The following is a 15,662-nucleotide window of genomic DNA, read 5'->3' as shown; positions in this document are numbered from 1 at the left end:
TAACCGAACATCTTTTAGATAAAACTAAAGAGCTACTTTTTTGTGGGCTCTACTTCTTCAATAACAAAAATATCTTCATTATCTTTTTTCATTTTATAACGTTCTCGAGCAATACGTTGAATCTCATTAGGATTATATTGTACATCCTTGACAGCTTTTTCTATCGTTAAGATTTCCTCCTCGTAGAAGGCTTTCTGTTCCTCTAGCTTATTCTTTTCTTGCTGGTAAGCATATTGTGTCCCCAGATCGTAACGGTCAAAGAAACTCATCCACACGATAAAAATCAATCCGCTGAGAAAATACCTATTTTTAATTAACCTAAACAATCTTTCCATTACAAAACAAATGTAAATAAATAGTTCTTAAAAAAACTAATGTTCACAAGCAAAAAACAAAATGTCTAGTCGCTAAGCTACAAAAAAGGTCGTCTAAAGTTTACATTAGACGACCTTTTCAACTTATACAGTATGTAAAAAACTACTTTTTAGGAGCATATTTAAATGCCTTACCTATAAAACGTGCGTTTTTACCCAATTCTTCCTCTATACGCAACAATTGGTTGTACTTAGCCATACGGTCAGAACGAGATGCTGACCCAGTCTTAATCTGACCACAATTTAAAGCCACAGCTAAGTCAGCAATTGTAGCATCTTCTGTTTCGCCAGAACGATGAGACATAACCGAAGTATAACCCGAATTCTGAGCTAAAGTAACAGCATTAATAGTTTCTGTTAATGATCCGATTTGATTTACTTTAACCAAAATGGAATTCGCAGTATCATTGTCAATACCTTGCTGTAAACGTTTGGTATTTGTAACAAACAAATCATCTCCTACTAACTGAACACGGTCTCCGATCTTCTCAGTCAATGTTTTCCATCCAGTCCAATCATCTTCATCCATACCATCTTCAATAGAGATAATTGGATATTTAGCTGTTAATTCGGCAAGATACGCCGCTTGCTCTTCACTTGAACGAACAGCCCCTTTATCACCTTCAAACTTAGCGTAATTATATTTACCGTCTACATAAAACTCCGCTGCAGCACAGTCTAGAGCTAGACAAATTTCTTCACCTGCTTTATATCCGGCCTTCTCAATAGCTTTGATAATAGTCTCTAAAGCATCCTCTGTGCCATCAAGAGTCGGTGCAAAACCACCTTCATCACCTACCGCAGTTGACAAGTTACGATCATGTAAGATGCTTTTCAAACTATGAAACACCTCGGTACCCCAACGCAAAGCCTCTGAGAAGCTAGGTGCACCAATAGGCATAATCATAAACTCTTGAAATGCTATAGGCGCATCAGAGTGAGAACCGCCATTAATAATGTTCATCATCGGGATAGGTAATGTGTTTGCATTAACACCTCCAATATAACGATACAATGGCTGATGCGACTCCTGAGCAGCAGCTTTAGCAACCGCTAATGAAACTCCTAAAATTGCGTTAGCTCCTAAATTACCTTTATTCTCTGAACCATCCAGATTAATCATAATCTGATCGATCGCATTCTGTTCAAATACATCAACACCATTAAGCGCCTCAGCGATCTTTGTATTTACATTTTCAACAGCTTTCAAAACACCTTTCCCTAGATATTTTGTCTTATCACCATCACGCAATTCAACAGCTTCATGAACACCTGTTGAAGCTCCTGAAGGAACTGCAGCACGACCAACAAAACCATTTTGAGTAGTGACATCTACTTCAATAGTAGGATTACCTCGCGAATCAAGAATCTGACGCGCATGAACATCAATTATTAAACTCATTTCTTTCTTATTGTCTATTATGAAAAAACACTTAGTGTATAACGGACACTAATATACCGTTTTTTGTTAGTAAATTCAAATATAACAATTCGATTTTCTTACAGCAATATTTCACAATGAAAAAGGCTAAATATTAAGTATTTAGCCTTTTTTACTATTTTTTTATCATTGCAATAAAATCATCAAATAAATAGCGAGAGTCATGAGGCCCTGGCGAAGACTCTGGGTGATATTGCACAGAAAAAGCTCTTTGCCCCTCTCCTTTTAACCGAATACCCTCGATAGTATTGTCATTCAGGTTAACATGAGTTACCTCGACCAAATCAGACTTCAAAACATCGTCTGCTACAAGTCCGAAGCCATGGTTCTGCGAAGTTATTTCACAACGATTAACAATTATATTCTTCACTGGGTGATTAATACCTCGGTGTCCGTTATGCATTTTCTCCGTACGAATACCATTCGCTAAAGCCAACATTTGATGACCTAAACAGATTCCAAACATAGGTTTACGAGCTTCAATGATTTTCTTTATAGTTTCTACAGCATAATCCATAGCCGCTGGGTCACCTGGCCCATTCGATATAAAGTAACCATCTGGATTCCAAGATTCCATTTCTTCAAAAGTAGTTTTTGCCGGAAAAACTTTAGCATAAACCTGACGAGAATCAAAATTCCTCAATATGTTTTTTTTGATTCCTAAATCTAAAACAGCAATACGGGTAGAGGCGCCTTCATCACCATAAAAATATGGCTCTTTTGTGCATACAACTGAAGAAAGCTCAAGTCCTTCCATAGAAGGCGCCTTCGCTAAAATACCTTTCAAAGACTCTACATCTAAATTTTCAGATGAAATTATAGCATTCATAGCCCCTTTACTACGTATATGACGAACAAGTGAGCGTGTATCTATATCGGATATACCTACTAAATTTTGCTCTTCAAAATAAGTTTGAATAGACTTATCAGCCATTTGTCTACTATAATCGATATTATAGTTTTTACAAACTAAACCAGCAATTTGAACTTTTGAAGACTCTGAATCTTCTTCATCAATTCCATAATTACCAATGTGCGAATTGGTGGTTACCATTATTTGCCCGTAGTAGGAAGGGTCTGTAAAGACTTCCTGATAACCTGTTGTACCTGTATTGAAACAGATTTCACCTGTAGTTGTTCCAATTTTTCCGGCAGCCTTGCCATGATAAACAGTTCCATCTGCAAGCACCAAAATTGCCGGTAATTTACTGTAGTTGGTCATTCTTTATATACTCTATTAAATTAACTTTTATTATTAATCTGGCTCTGTAAAATATCCTTTACGAGGATCCAAATCCTTTTATTTTTTGGATATAAAAAAAGCCCTTATGGGCCTAACAAAATTAACAGAAGAAGACACAATGTTTACATTGCAATCTTTCGAATTATTAATGGAATATTTTACATAAATTTTCACTGAGGACAAAGGTAGATAATAAAATGTAAATTATAAAAGTTAAAATAAATAAAATAATATTCTTTTATACCAAGCAAAAACGGTTCATTCGATGATCTCCTTTACACGCCCTATTTGTCCGTCCTCCAGACGCACTTTAATACCTCTATGATGAAATGCAGCCGAAGTTAACAGATCCTTTACAATGCCTTCTGTTAAGTTACCACTGCGCTGATCTTTCTTCAAGACAATATTAACCACTGTGCCAGGCTTGATATTTGCTCTTGTTTTTCCGTCCATCTTATACAATAAAAATATGCTATTATAAATATTACAAGCTATCTGTTATTTGCTGTAATGTACAGCAAATAACAGATAGCTTCTTGTTACCATTTTATGATATCATTGGCGAATGTAAATAAAATCAACGCAATGAGGATAAAAAAGCCTACCATTTGTGCCTTCTCTAAGAAGTTATCACTAAGTGGCTTTCCTTGGATCATTTCAATCAATAAAAAGACCACATGTCCACCATCTAGTGCTGGAATAGGAAGAAGGTTCATAAATGCCAGCGCCATCGATAACATACCAACTAAACTCCAAAACTTCAACCAATCCACCTCTGTTCCAAACAGCTTGGCGATACCGACAGGACCTGATAACGCTTTATCTGCCTGAACATCTCCTTTAAATATTTTACTAAATCCTTTAATATTATCAGTAATTACTGAAAATGCTTTGAGCGTACCAATAGGCAATGATTCAACTAAACCATATTCATATTTAATAACAGGCAAATCAAGCGTGCTAAGCACAAATCCTAAAGTTGCTGTAGAATCAACATTTCCTGAAAGCGCCACTGCTTCACCATTACGCACAACACTCACCTCTATATCTTTACCAACACGGCTCTTCATTACATCAGTAAATTCATCAAAAAACAAGGTGTTTTTACCATTTACAGCAACAATACTGTCTCCAACTTGTAAATTCATCCGTTCTGCTTCAGAGCCTTTCTGTATTTCGCCTACGCTGGCCATCTTGCGACGCGGTTGCACAAATTCGTTTCTTTTATGTTCAGCAACTTCATTAAATATCGTTGAAGGTACGGTCAATGTTTCCTTTATACCTGCTCGCTCAATGGTCAATACCGCATCACCCATCAAAACATCCGAACTCAGGACATCACCTAAAAACTTAACTGCTGGTTTACCATTAACTTCTAAAATTTTATCTCCAGCCTGAATCCCTATGTTTTTCCCAATAATACCCGGTACAACACCATATTCAAGTTTGGAGTTATCTATATCCGTTTCACCGTACTTAAATGTCAACATCCAAAAAACAAAAATTCCAACAATCACATTTACGATTATACCTCCCAACATCACAATCAAACGCTGCCAAGCCGGTTTAGACCGAAACTCCCAGGGTTGAGGCTCTTGCTTAAGCTGTTCGGTATCCATGGATTCATCAATCATCCCCGCAATCTTCACATAACCTCCTAAGGGCAACCAACCAATACCATACTCACAGCCTTTAAAATTAAATTTAAAAAGCTTAACACCCCAAGCATCAAAGAAGAGATAAAACTTCTCTACTTTAATACCAAATGCCCGGGCCGCTAAAAAATGCCCCAGTTCGTGCAAGATGATTAATATAGACAATCCTAAAACTACTTGCCCGATCATTATTAAAGTACCCATGTATTTCTTTTTTTATTTTCGTTCGTTATAGACATGAAGACAAAGTACAATTTTACAATAAACCTCACCTATTATCTTTTATTTTTATTTATTAAATCCCGTGCCATGATACGACTTTCCCTATCAATTTCAATTAAATCGTCTAAATTAGGTTCCTTTACAACATTCAACTGACACATTGTCGCTTCGATTAAATCACTCATTCCTAAAAAGGATAGTTGGTCATGAAGAAAAGCATCTACAGCTACTTCGTTTGCCGCATTTAAAACACATGGACGATCTCCCCCTTCCCTTAGCGCTTGATAAGCCAAGTCTAGGTTTCGAAAAGTACCAGTATCTGCAGGTTCAAATGTTAATGATGGATATTTGAGAAAATCAAAGCGCTCGAAACTGTTTTGTTGCCGATAAGGATAGGTTAATGCATTTTGTATAGGTAACTTCATATCCGGCAGCCCCATTTGAGCCTTAATAGAACCATCTTGAAACTGGACCATAGAATGTATAACCGATTGCGGATGGACAACAACCTCAACTTGATCAACACTTAAATCAAATAACCATTTTGCTTCAATCACCTCTAAACCTTTATTCATCAGTGATGCTGAGTCTATCGTAATCTTGGCTCCCATCACCCAATTTGGGTGCTTTAAAGCTTCTTTTTTCGTTACCTTTTCTAAAAAACTTCTTTTTTTACCCCGAAAAGGTCCTCCCGACGCTGTCAAAATTACTTTCTCAATAGGATTCGCTTGTTCTCCTACCAGACATTGAAAAATAGCGGAATGCTCAGAGTCAACGGGCAGCATCTTAACATCGTACTTCTTCACCATATCCATCATCAAGGCTCCCGCTACTACTAAGGTTTCCTTATTTGCTAAGGCGATGTCTCTTTTCTTTTGAATGGCTTCAATTGTTGGTCTCAAACCAGCTGCGCCAACAATAGCATTTAGTACAACATCTATTTCATCATACTGTACAACCTCCACAAGACCTGCTTCACTGGTATAAACTGTAATACCCAAACTATTGAGGGCTAATTTAACCTGTTCAAAACATCGTTCATCAGTAATGGCAACGGCTTTAGGTTTAAACTCAATCGCCTGTGCAATAAGCGCTTCAGCATTTGATGCAGCAGTTAAAACACTTACTTCTAAAAGTTCAGGAAAAGCTCTAATTACTTCTAAAGCCTGAGTACCAACACTTCCAGTAGAGCCTAAAATGGCAACTTTTCTTATACTCAATGTACTACTATATTATATTTTCCAATAACTTTGGGTCTTCCTCCCCACTATATTCGTCCATCATATCATTATAGGCCATCGCCATAACTATACTCACAGATGGAATAACTACAAAGGTATTGATAAAGCTGAATATCTTAGCAAGAATAAAGTAACTCAAATATTCCGATAACACCTGTAGTAGATATGTGGTACCTAAAGCCAAAACTAACAAAAATATTTTCATAACATTACCTCTTGTCAAGGCCAAACTCATCCGAAAAGAACGAAATAAATTAAATTCCTTATCTACTATAAAGTAGGGAAAAAAAGTAATCCGCATGAGTACAAACAACATAAACATCCCTGTCAAAAAAGGATTTACTTCATAACTAACCGTATCAACACTCGCCCCCATATACACTAAAGGGAAGGTTAATATCGAGGTCACAAAATAGACTATTCCTAGCAAAAGAGAATACACAACAAAGCCCAACAAAAAACTTATAAATTGTCGTGTACTAGGTATATAATTTTTAAGATAACTATGCTCTATTCCCCGTGCAAGTAAAATAGCTCGTTTTATCAGCACGAGCTGTGTGCCAAAAAAAAGTGTTAAGAATAACAAACACAATAAAACGCGGAAGGAAAAATCTAACGTTTCTTGCGTTGTAAAGGCCAAATAAGAAGATAAATTTGACGTAACAAACAACAAGAAACATAGTCCTGCAATAGAAAAATAGTGTTTCCTCAGAACAAAAACTGCTCGCAAAAAAACTTCATTCGCCTTAAAAGTACTATTCTTCAAATCTTGAAACATGTCATTTATTTAATTATGCAAATATGTAATAATTTTTAATATACAACAATGAAATCCATTTATTTTAAACTTTTTACACGTCAAGTAACTAAAAAAACACAGTATAATAACAATTACTTTTCTGTTTTTTACACATTTCAATATTATTTTATAAAAAAATCGCAAGCTATAATTATAGCCTGCGATTTTTAAAATTATTATACTGTCGCTGAACTAGCGTTTAAAACTAGCTGGAACCGGCTTATTAAGTAGATACTGGTAATAAAAACGAACCCGTTCTCCAAAATCATATTCCGATTTTGAACGCGCAAAGCCATGTCTACTTCCTGGATATATCATTAATTCAAAAGGCACAGACCTATCGGTAAGAGCATCCACCAACTGCATCGTGTTTTGCAAATGCACATTATCATCTAAATCGCCGTGCATAAGGCGCAAACCACCCTTATAGCCGTCAACATATGTCAGAACAGACCCTTCTTTATAACCGTTAGGATTATCTTGCGGGCGATCCATCCAACGCTCTGTGTAGTGCGTATCATAAAGCTCCCACCCTGTCACAGGGGCGCCAGCAATACCATAATCAAAATATTCAGAAGATTTTGTCAACGCCAGACATGTGATATAGCCTCCATAACTGTGTCCTGTAATTAGCAGCTTATCCTTAGCCGCCCAAGGTTTAGCTTTCAACCATTTTGCAACGGTAACATAATCTATCATTTCCCACTTACCTAAACTCCTATGCATCCATGCAACTCCTTCCTTTCCGAAATGCCCTGATGCTCTATGATCTGCCGCTATTTGAATAATCCCCTCTTGTGCCCAAAATTGATTAGCTGTTCCCTTCCACGTGTTGCGAACAGTTCCTGCGTCAGGCCCACCATATATACTCATCACCATAGGGTAAACTTTTGTTTCATCAAAATCTACTGGATAGGTAATAATTATTGGCAAGTCAAACTTTCCGTCTTCTGAAGGAATTGTAAAATATTCTGTTTTACCTATTTTAAAGCTTGTAGCATCTTCGGCACGACTATCTGCCAGTTCTTTTAATAGATTACCCTTATTATCCAATAAAGCTACTTTATTAGGCGTTGATACATTCGAATAATTTGTAATAAAATATTTTCCATTGGGTGACACTTGTACTTGATGTGTATAATTGCCAAAAGTAAGTCGTTTAAAGTTCTTGCCCGAATAATCAACTTTATACAAGTCTTGGGTAGCAGAATTTTCACGCCTTGCTGTAAAGTAAATGACCCTTTCCTTCTCATCAATATATTGAAGAGAAGAAACCTGCCATTTTCCTTCTGTAATAGCATTTAATAGTTCTCCTTTTAAATTATATAAATAATAATGAGCCCAACCACTTTTATCAGATTTAAGTATGTAGTGTTTATTATCTGCCAAATAGGTAATCCGTTCGTCATGATCTAAATTGATCCAACTCTCTTGTTTTTCGTCATATATTTCCACTTTACTTCCGTCAATAGGATTTACTGCGTAAAATTTCAAATTTTTCTGATCTCTATCCATCCATTGAACCATAATAGACTCACTATCATAACTCCAGTAGGGTTCTCCAAAATATTGATCAGTATTTTCGTCAAAATCAGCCCAGATGACAGGAGCTTTCCCCTCTACCTCTACAAAGCCTACCCGCACCTTAGGGTTGGCGTCCCCTGCTTTAGGATAACGGGTTTCTTCTAGACTTCCATATTGACCCTTCGAAACATAAATCGGGAACATAGGCACCTCTGTATCATCAAACCGCATAAATGCAAGCTGCTTACTATCAGGAGACCACCAAAACGCTTTATAATTTGTAGCTCTGCCTAAAATCTCTTCATAGTAAACCCACGACGACCATCCATTATAGATAACATCAGTTGCATCCTGTGTGTATCTGACTTCTTTACCATCACGTACATCTACACTATACAAATCATTAGCACGCGTAAATGCAACATGATTACCATCAGGAGATAGTGTCGGATTTTTCTCTTCAACGTCTGCGGTATATGTTAATTGCTTAGCTGCCTCACTTCCATACTGTATAAAAACATCCTTATCCTTAATAAATACGCGCACATCAGCCTTAGGTAAAGGAACATATTTACTACGCTCTCCGGTTTTAACATGAACTTTATAGGCTTGTTTCTCCAAGGCATCATATTCAATAAAGTGATTTTCATCTGCCCAACCTCTATATTGATTGATAGACTTTGTAACAGAATTTTCTCTTCCCCAGGCTTGTTCAAAATTTAAGTCTTTTTGCTGAGCACCTAATGTAAAGACATAAAGAACTACAGAAAAGATTAAAATAATTTTCTTACTCATATGTATAAAGTTTGATTTTTTGAAGAACTAACAATATATCCAATTATTAATTTCATTAAGTCCTCTAGAGTTATATACTCTCTAATCCCCCTTGGTATTTATTAGCTTTCTTTTAATCCGCTAATTTAAGAATATTAACGTAGGAAAAAACTTAAACCCATTTATAATGATATAAAAAAAGCCACTTAAAAGTGGCTTAATTCTGTTTTTTTGTAAAGTAGCTTTAAAAAGAAAAATCATCTTTCTGCGCATACTCTGTACCGTTGTATGCTGAATCTTCTTGATTTGGCTCGTATCGTTTTTCAACTACTTCTTGGTTGGCTTTAATATACTCAACCACATCTGTTAAACCTTCAGCGAACTTCTCAAAATCTTCTTTATACAAGAATATTTTGTGCTTGATAAACTGACCATCTTCAAACCGTTTTTTACTCTCCGTTATGGTTACGTAGTAATCATTAGAACGGGTCGCTTTTACATCAAAAAAATAAGTACGTTTTCCAGCTCTCACCTTTTTTGAAAATACTTCTTCGCGCTCTTTGTTTTCAAAATCTCCCATTAGTATTGCAAGTATTTAATTTTAAATCCTTATTTATTTTTATAAATATATAATAATTACTTTCAATCAACCAAATTTTAAGCAAAAAAAATAATTTATTTATCTTTGATCACATACAATTTGTCAAAAATCAACGAAAATTAAAGCTATCATTATTTTTTACCGACAAAAAAGTACCACTTACCGAAAAACTTCACCGTATTGCCTATTTTAGCTACGCGATCAAAAAGTATTATTCTACTTTTGGGATAGTTAATTAAAACAAAGAGATGATGGAAAGAGATAAAATAACACCACCGCCATTACCACCTAGTAATAACAGGAGCTCTAATATTATTGGAACAATTATTATTTTCCTTGGTATTGTACTGCTTTTGAAAACAATGGATTTTGGCTTGTGGTTTCCACGTTGGCTATTTGGTTGGGAAATAATACTTATCATCATTGGATTAGTGATTGGAGTAAATTCAAAATTTGAAAAAAAATCATCAATTATATTAGTAGCTATAGGAGGTTTATTTCTATTAAAGAAAGCATTACATCTACCTTTTGGAGGTGTACTTATTCCTTTAGCAGCAATAATTTTGGGTATTTATCTAATAATGCGAAATAGGCAAGCAGCCCCTCCTCCTATTTACCCCCCACAACCACCTTTAAAAGAAGAAGATAATTTCGACTGGGATAAGAGAGTACATATAGCCGAAGATATTTCCACAGAGTATCAATCACCCTTTGAAACGAAAGAAAATACCATTAATAAACAAAAGACAGAGTCATATACAAATCAATATTATGCTGGAGAAAATTATATAAAAGTTGATTCAGTTTTTGGTAATGCGAAGAAAATAATTTTTTCAAAAAATTTCTTAGGAGGTACATTAACAAATGTTTTTGGTAGCACAGAAATCAATTTACTACAAGCTGACTTACAGCAACCAATAGCATTAGACGTTTTTCAATTATTTGGAAGCACTAAAATAATTGTTCCACCACATTGGGTTATTGTTACTACTGTTTCTTCGATATTAAGTGAAAATGACGACCGTCGAGTAATACTCACCCATGCAATAGACCCAAACAAAAGCTTATACATTACGGGGACATCCATTTTCGGGAATATAACCATAAAAAATAGCTAATTAAGAAGTGTAAAAATGGCTTTTATCTTGACATCTAAAAACCGCTTGATCCACGTTAGTTCTTGGACTGTTTTTATATTATACTTTTTAGTTTCTTACTTTTTACTTTGGTGGGATAATATGCCACTACACGTGTTACCTTACGAACCATTAATTGGAGCGCTGTCAATCACGACCTGCTGCTATCTTATTTATAGCACTTTACAGTTTTACTTACCAAAAGAGAGACAATACCTAAAAATCACCTTAATATGTTTGGTGTTAACTACTCTTAGTGTCGGCCTTACCTATTTTATTATCAATCAGCTTTTTGATGATTTTTCGAACAATCATTTTTATGAGGTATTGCCCTACCGGTTCGTCATCAACTTTTTGCTCTTACTATGTGTTATCATCATCAACATATTTTGGAATATACAAGAAGAATACGAAGCCAATAAGAAAAGAAAAGAAGAATCGGAACGCATACTTCGTGATGCAGAACTTTACAACTTACGCCAACAATTACAACCACACTTTTTATTTAATAGCCTAAATTCGATAATCGCACTAATCGCTTGTAAACCCGAAGAGGCTAAAAACATGACGTTTCAACTTTCTGACTTCTTGCGAGGGACAATGCGTAAAGATGATAAACAATTAATACCTCTTGCAGACGAGATAACACATCTAAAATTATACTTAGATATTGAAAAAGTTCGATTTGGACATAGATTAACTACCACTTTTAGCGTACAAGAAGACGCCATGCAGACACAGCTTCCACCAATGATTATACAACCTTTACTAGAGAATGCTATCAAATTTGGCTTGTATAATGTAATTGGAGATGTTGAGATAACGGTAGACATAGAGTTAAAGAATCATCTACTCTATATCTCTATTACAAACCCTTTCGATAACGACCAGTTCGAGAGCAATAAAGGGACAGGTTTTGGTTTATCAGGTATAAACCGACGTTTATTTCTCCTATACAGCCGTACAGACTTATTAGAAACTAGTATTAAAAATAATATATTCACATCTACCATAAAAATACCTCAATATGATTAAGGCTATTATTATTGACGACGAACCTTTAGCAAGGCTTATTATAGCCGATTATTTGAAAGAATACGATGACATATCTGTTATCACAGAGTGTAGCGATGGTTTTGAAGGTGCAAAAGCTATACAACAACATGATCCTGACCTAGTGTTCCTAGACATTCAGATGCCAAAGCTTACCGGCTTCGAAATGCTTGAACTGCTAGATAAAATTCCTAATGTCATATTTACAACTGCGTTTGATGAGTTCGCGATCAAAGCGTTTGAAAAAAGTGCTATTGACTATCTTTTAAAACCCATCAGTAAAGATCGTTTTGAGCAAGCTATCATTAAATTCAAAAATAACTACAACACGCTTTCTGCTCCCACTAATACAGATAAACTAAACTCAATAATGGAGGAAGAAATTCTCGAAAGAATAGTTGTTAAAAATGGTACCCAAATAAAAATAATTCCCGTACAACAAATCTCACACTTAGAAGCATACGACGATTATGTAAAAATACATACCAAAGAAGGCGTATTTCTAAAAAACAAAACAATGACTTCTTTTGAAAAACAATTAGACCCTAAGCAGTTTGTGCGTGTACACCGATCGTTCATCGCAAAAGTAGACCAGCTTGCTAAAATTGAATTATTAGAAAAAGAAAGCTATATAGCAACACTTATTAATGGAGAAAAAATAAACATTAGCAAATCTGGTTATGCCCGGCTTAAACAAATAATTGGTTTGTAAATAATTGTTTACGTAATTTTGTTGCTATGAGGCAACTAATACATATTACTTTTCTATTGTTCATCACAATAACTGTATTTGCACAAGACAAAGCAGAACAGATAAACAAAGGGGTCTTTAATAAAATTGAGTACTTTATCAATACACAGATGACAGACTCAATTTATAATTTAGCATCTGATAGCTTTAAAAAACAAATTAGTGTAGAACACCTCGGCTTCGTCCTTAGCAACCTTTATCAATTAGGTAAAATAACAGATTCTAAACCATTATCTTTTGACCAGGATATTGCAACTTACGAATTACAATTTGATCAAAATTATCTTCACCTAAAACTAGGGCTAGACAAGGACATACGATTTCACACATTATTATTCGAGCCAAGTGCACGTCCTAAGCCCATTTTACAGCAACAGTTCGAATCGACCAACAAAATAGAGAAAGTAGCGACACTTGACATGTATATTGACTCTCTTGCGAATAGTTATTTAAAGAAAAATAGTACGCAATCATTATCAATCGCTTTATTTCACCAAAACAAGTACAAAACTTATTTTTACGGCGAGACCGAGAAAAACAACCAGACACTGCCTACTGAAGAAAGTATTTACGAAATTGGTTCGATTACAAAATTATTCACCTCTGTTTTATTGGCAGAGCTTGTAAATAAAAAAACAATAGTTTTAGAAGGTTCCATAGCTAAATATCTTCCTGACTCGGTCAGTGCAAATCCGGACATAAAAGAGATAACCTTTAAAAGCTTAGCCAACCATACCTCTGGCCTACCACGTCTTCCAAGCAACTGGAACACAGACGCTAAATTTAACGATAAAGATCCGTACGCAAATTATACGACACAAGATTTATATAGCTTTCTAAAAAACTACAAAGCAGATCCAGAGAATGTTGACACCTACAATTATAGTAATCTAGGTTTCGGTTTACTAGGTGAATTGATTTCTACGATAACCGGCAAACCATATATGGAATACTTGCATGAAGTAATCTTAACACCATTATCACTTAGCAACACTTCTGATAAAGTAGATCAAAAAAACGCAGCCTTTTTCAGCAAAGTATATGATCAAAGTGGTCTGGAAGTGCCTGTTTGGTCATGGCAATCCATGTTAGCAGCAGGCGGTTTGAAATCTACTATAAAAGATCTTATGATCTTTTCTCTTGAACAATTCAAAATGACAGAAACCGATCTTCAATACGCAATGGCACTAACTCGTCAATTTACTGCTTTTGGACCGAATTCTATCGATGTGGGACTAGGCTGGCACATGAGTATGTTTGACGGTTTAATATATTTCCATCATGCAGGCGGTACTGGAGGCAGCAGCTCTTACATTGCTATATCTCCAGACACAAAAACTGCTTTGGTTGTTTTATCAAATTCTGCAACTTCGGTAGATTTCACCAGTAGTCAACTCATGGAAAAGCTGCTATCCAGTGACAACTAATTTAAAATAGGAGTCATTTTCTCTATTTTACTTTCTCCTTGAAAGCTCTTTATTAACTTTTTTGTTCTGGCATCAAATAAATAAGTTGCGGGGTAATTTGTGGGTTTCATTTTCTCGATAAATTCTGTACCTGGGTCTTTCCAGAAGGAAACATTCTTCATATTTTTCAAATTCTTTGCATGCATATTGATATAGCCATCAACCAAATCATTATCATGCATACTAATAAAAAAAATTTGTGTGTTTTTTATTTTAGAATCACTTTTAGCTATACCCGCACCTAGCTCCTGGCAACTACCGCATCCTGGGTCATAAAACACAAAAAGGATACGCCCAGACTTCGGCAAAGCATCTTCTAAAGACTTTGCCTTATCCGTCCAATGATGTATACTACTCAAAGTCGGAAGTTGTTCGTTTGCTACTTGTCCAAACAGCCTAAAACCAACTATAAAAAAAAGAACTAATAAAAATCCCCTCAAACGTAAATAATAACGCATAATTACAAATATTAAAACCAACTACTGAACACTATATTAATTTAATAAGTCAAACAATTATATACAGTAAAAATAAGAGCACTTGTTTATATTGTCTTCGACTCTCTATTTTCCTTCTACTAAATCATTCGAAACGACGCAAATTCGCCATTTTGTGCAAAATTTACCATATATTTGGGTAAAAATCAATATTCACGGTTTAAAAATTTCATATTGTGAAGAAACGTATCGCTATTTTTGCTTCAGGCTCTGGTTCCAATGCCCAAAAAATAATGGAACATTTCAAATATTCTACAATTGGTGAAGTATCATTAATCTTAAGCAACAATATGGATGCCTATGTACTTCAACGCGCTGACAATTTCGAAATTCCCTCACATACATTTGATAAAACAGCATTTTATAAATCTGATGAAATATTAGATATACTTAAAAGATTAGACATAGATATTATTGTTTTAGCAGGCTTTTTATGGCTTGTTCCTGAAAACCTCTTAAAAGCATTTCCCAATAAAATAATTAATATTCACCCTGCATTATTGCCAAAGTTTGGAGGAAAAGGAATGTATGGCGATAAAGTTCATCAAGCAGTGCTGGAAGCAAAAGAAGAAGAGCATGGAATAACAATTCATTTTGTTAATGAAAATTTTGATGAAGGAGAAGTGATACACCAAGCTAGATTTAAAGTTGAGCCGGAAGACACTCTTGAAATTCTTAAATTCAAAGGACAACAGCTAGAGCATCAATATTATCCGCGCATCATAGAAAATTTGCTAAAAAAATACAATTAGCCCCCTCTAATTAGCCATTCCGTCTAATTGAAGTGAGATGGGATGGCCACTACCAAGAAAATATTCCCTAAAAGCCCCCACTAATCGCAAATCTAAAATATATAAACAAATATTAGCCAATATTTGTATCTTT

General features: G+C 35.1%; 15 protein-coding genes. 5 read left to right on the top strand and 10 right to left on the bottom strand.

Annotated elements, in window-relative coordinates:
• Positions 1–32: 32 nt before the first annotated feature.
• The 9 genes from ORI89_RS11140 to ORI89_RS11100 form a co-directional block, all read right to left on the bottom strand.
• Positions 33–335, bottom strand: coding sequence for an FtsB family cell division protein (locus ORI89_RS11140; RefSeq protein WP_268230558.1), 303 nt, complete (start codon positions 333–335; stop codon positions 33–35).
• 142 nt (positions 336–477) lie between these two features.
• Positions 478–1,776 carry a phosphopyruvate hydratase gene (gene eno / locus ORI89_RS11135; protein ID WP_268230557.1) on the bottom strand — a complete coding sequence of 433 codons (1,299 nt, stop codon included), beginning with the start codon at positions 1,774–1,776 and terminating at the stop codon, positions 478–480.
• A 154-nt stretch (positions 1,777–1,930) separates the two neighbouring features.
• Positions 1,931–3,037 (bottom strand): glutamine-hydrolyzing carbamoyl-phosphate synthase small subunit, encoded by a 1,107-nt coding sequence (gene carA, locus ORI89_RS11130; RefSeq protein ID WP_268230556.1) that lies wholly within the window; start codon positions 3,035–3,037, stop codon positions 1,931–1,933.
• A 279-nt stretch (positions 3,038–3,316) separates the two neighbouring features.
• Complete coding sequence (locus ORI89_RS11125) at positions 3,317–3,511, bottom strand: YwbE family protein (protein ID WP_268230555.1); 195 nt, start codon at positions 3,509–3,511, stop codon at positions 3,317–3,319.
• A gap of 86 nt (positions 3,512–3,597) precedes the next feature.
• On the bottom strand, positions 3,598–4,917 hold the full coding sequence (gene rseP / locus ORI89_RS11120; RefSeq protein ID WP_268230554.1) for an RIP metalloprotease RseP: 1,320 nt from the start codon (positions 4,915–4,917) through the stop codon (positions 3,598–3,600).
• A gap of 71 nt (positions 4,918–4,988) precedes the next feature.
• Positions 4,989–6,155 (bottom strand): 1-deoxy-D-xylulose-5-phosphate reductoisomerase, encoded by a 1,167-nt coding sequence (locus tag ORI89_RS11115; protein ID WP_268230553.1) that lies wholly within the window; start codon positions 6,153–6,155, stop codon positions 4,989–4,991.
• 7 nt (positions 6,156–6,162) lie between these two features.
• The gene (locus ORI89_RS11110) at positions 6,163–6,954 is read right to left on the bottom strand and encodes a hypothetical protein (RefSeq protein ID WP_268230552.1); all 792 of its coding nucleotides are present in this window, start codon (positions 6,952–6,954) and stop codon (positions 6,163–6,165) included.
• 213 nt (positions 6,955–7,167) lie between these two features.
• Complete coding sequence (locus ORI89_RS11105) at positions 7,168–9,294, bottom strand: S9 family peptidase (RefSeq protein WP_268230551.1); 2,127 nt, start codon at positions 9,292–9,294, stop codon at positions 7,168–7,170.
• A gap of 223 nt (positions 9,295–9,517) precedes the next feature.
• Entirely contained in the window at positions 9,518–9,853 is a 336-nt protein-coding gene (locus ORI89_RS11100; RefSeq protein ID WP_268230550.1) for a DUF3276 family protein, read from the bottom strand.
• A gap of 269 nt (positions 9,854–10,122) precedes the next feature.
• On the opposite strand from ORI89_RS11100, the gene ORI89_RS11095 reads away from it, so the two are divergent.
• From ORI89_RS11095 to ORI89_RS11080, 4 genes are read left to right on the top strand one after another with little or no spacing between them, the layout of a single operon-like run.
• Positions 10,123–10,992 (top strand): LiaF transmembrane domain-containing protein, encoded by an 870-nt coding sequence (locus ORI89_RS11095; RefSeq protein WP_268230549.1) that lies wholly within the window; start codon positions 10,123–10,125, stop codon positions 10,990–10,992.
• Positions 10,993–11,007: 15 nt separating this feature from the next.
• Complete coding sequence (locus ORI89_RS11090) at positions 11,008–12,045, top strand: sensor histidine kinase (RefSeq protein ID WP_268230548.1); 1,038 nt, start codon at positions 11,008–11,010, stop codon at positions 12,043–12,045.
• Positions 12,038–12,775 (top strand): LytR/AlgR family response regulator transcription factor, encoded by a 738-nt coding sequence (locus ORI89_RS11085; RefSeq protein WP_268230547.1) that lies wholly within the window; start codon positions 12,038–12,040, stop codon positions 12,773–12,775. The genes ORI89_RS11090 and ORI89_RS11085 overlap by 8 nt, the downstream gene beginning before the upstream one ends.
• 26 nt (positions 12,776–12,801) lie before the next feature.
• A complete protein-coding gene (locus ORI89_RS11080; protein WP_268230546.1) occupies positions 12,802–14,241 on the top strand; it encodes a serine hydrolase domain-containing protein in 1,440 nt (479 codons plus the stop codon).
• Here ORI89_RS11080 and ORI89_RS11075 read toward each other — a convergent pair.
• Complete coding sequence (locus ORI89_RS11075) at positions 14,238–14,738, bottom strand: redoxin (protein WP_268230545.1); 501 nt, start codon at positions 14,736–14,738, stop codon at positions 14,238–14,240. The genes ORI89_RS11080 and ORI89_RS11075 overlap by 4 nt on opposite strands.
• Before the next feature lie 215 nt (positions 14,739–14,953).
• Between ORI89_RS11075 and purN the strand changes: the two genes are divergently transcribed.
• Complete coding sequence (purN, locus tag ORI89_RS11070) at positions 14,954–15,529, top strand: phosphoribosylglycinamide formyltransferase (RefSeq protein ID WP_268230544.1); 576 nt, start codon at positions 14,954–14,956, stop codon at positions 15,527–15,529.
• The last annotated feature ends 133 nt before the right edge of the window (positions 15,530–15,662 follow it).

This window comes from Sphingobacterium sp. UT-1RO-CII-1 (assembly GCF_026711005.1).
In the GTDB taxonomy this organism is placed as follows: Bacteria; Bacteroidota; Bacteroidia; order Sphingobacteriales; family Sphingobacteriaceae; genus Sphingobacterium.
The sequence above is the reverse complement of the archived record's forward strand: the minus strand, read 5'-3'. Positions and strand labels throughout refer to the sequence as shown.

Coding starts and splice junctions, on each gene's coding strand:
- ORI89_RS11100 (WP_268230550.1), bottom strand. CDS start 9,853: ATGGGAGATTTTGAAAACAAAGAGCGCGAAGAAGTATTTTCAAAAAAG.
- eno (WP_268230557.1), bottom strand. CDS start 1,776: ATGAGTTTAATAATTGATGTTCATGCGCGTCAGATTCTTGATTCGCGA.
- ORI89_RS11140 (WP_268230558.1), bottom strand. CDS start 335: ATGGAAAGATTGTTTAGGTTAATTAAAAATAGGTATTTTCTCAGCGGA.
- ORI89_RS11085 (WP_268230547.1), top strand. CDS start 12,038: ATGATTAAGGCTATTATTATTGACGACGAACCTTTAGCAAGGCTTATT.
- carA (WP_268230556.1), bottom strand. CDS start 3,037: ATGACCAACTACAGTAAATTACCGGCAATTTTGGTGCTTGCAGATGGA.
- ORI89_RS11075 (WP_268230545.1), bottom strand. CDS start 14,738: ATGCGTTATTATTTACGTTTGAGGGGATTTTTATTAGTTCTTTTTTTT.
- ORI89_RS11095 (WP_268230549.1), top strand. CDS start 10,123: ATGATGGAAAGAGATAAAATAACACCACCGCCATTACCACCTAGTAAT.
- rseP (WP_268230554.1), bottom strand. CDS start 4,917: ATGGGTACTTTAATAATGATCGGGCAAGTAGTTTTAGGATTGTCTATA.
- ORI89_RS11105 (WP_268230551.1), bottom strand. CDS start 9,294: ATGAGTAAGAAAATTATTTTAATCTTTTCTGTAGTTCTTTATGTCTTT.
- ORI89_RS11080 (WP_268230546.1), top strand. CDS start 12,802: ATGAGGCAACTAATACATATTACTTTTCTATTGTTCATCACAATAACT.
- ORI89_RS11125 (WP_268230555.1), bottom strand. CDS start 3,511: ATGGACGGAAAAACAAGAGCAAATATCAAGCCTGGCACAGTGGTTAAT.
- ORI89_RS11110 (WP_268230552.1), bottom strand. CDS start 6,954: ATGTTTCAAGATTTGAAGAATAGTACTTTTAAGGCGAATGAAGTTTTT.
- ORI89_RS11090 (WP_268230548.1), top strand. CDS start 11,008: ATGGCTTTTATCTTGACATCTAAAAACCGCTTGATCCACGTTAGTTCT.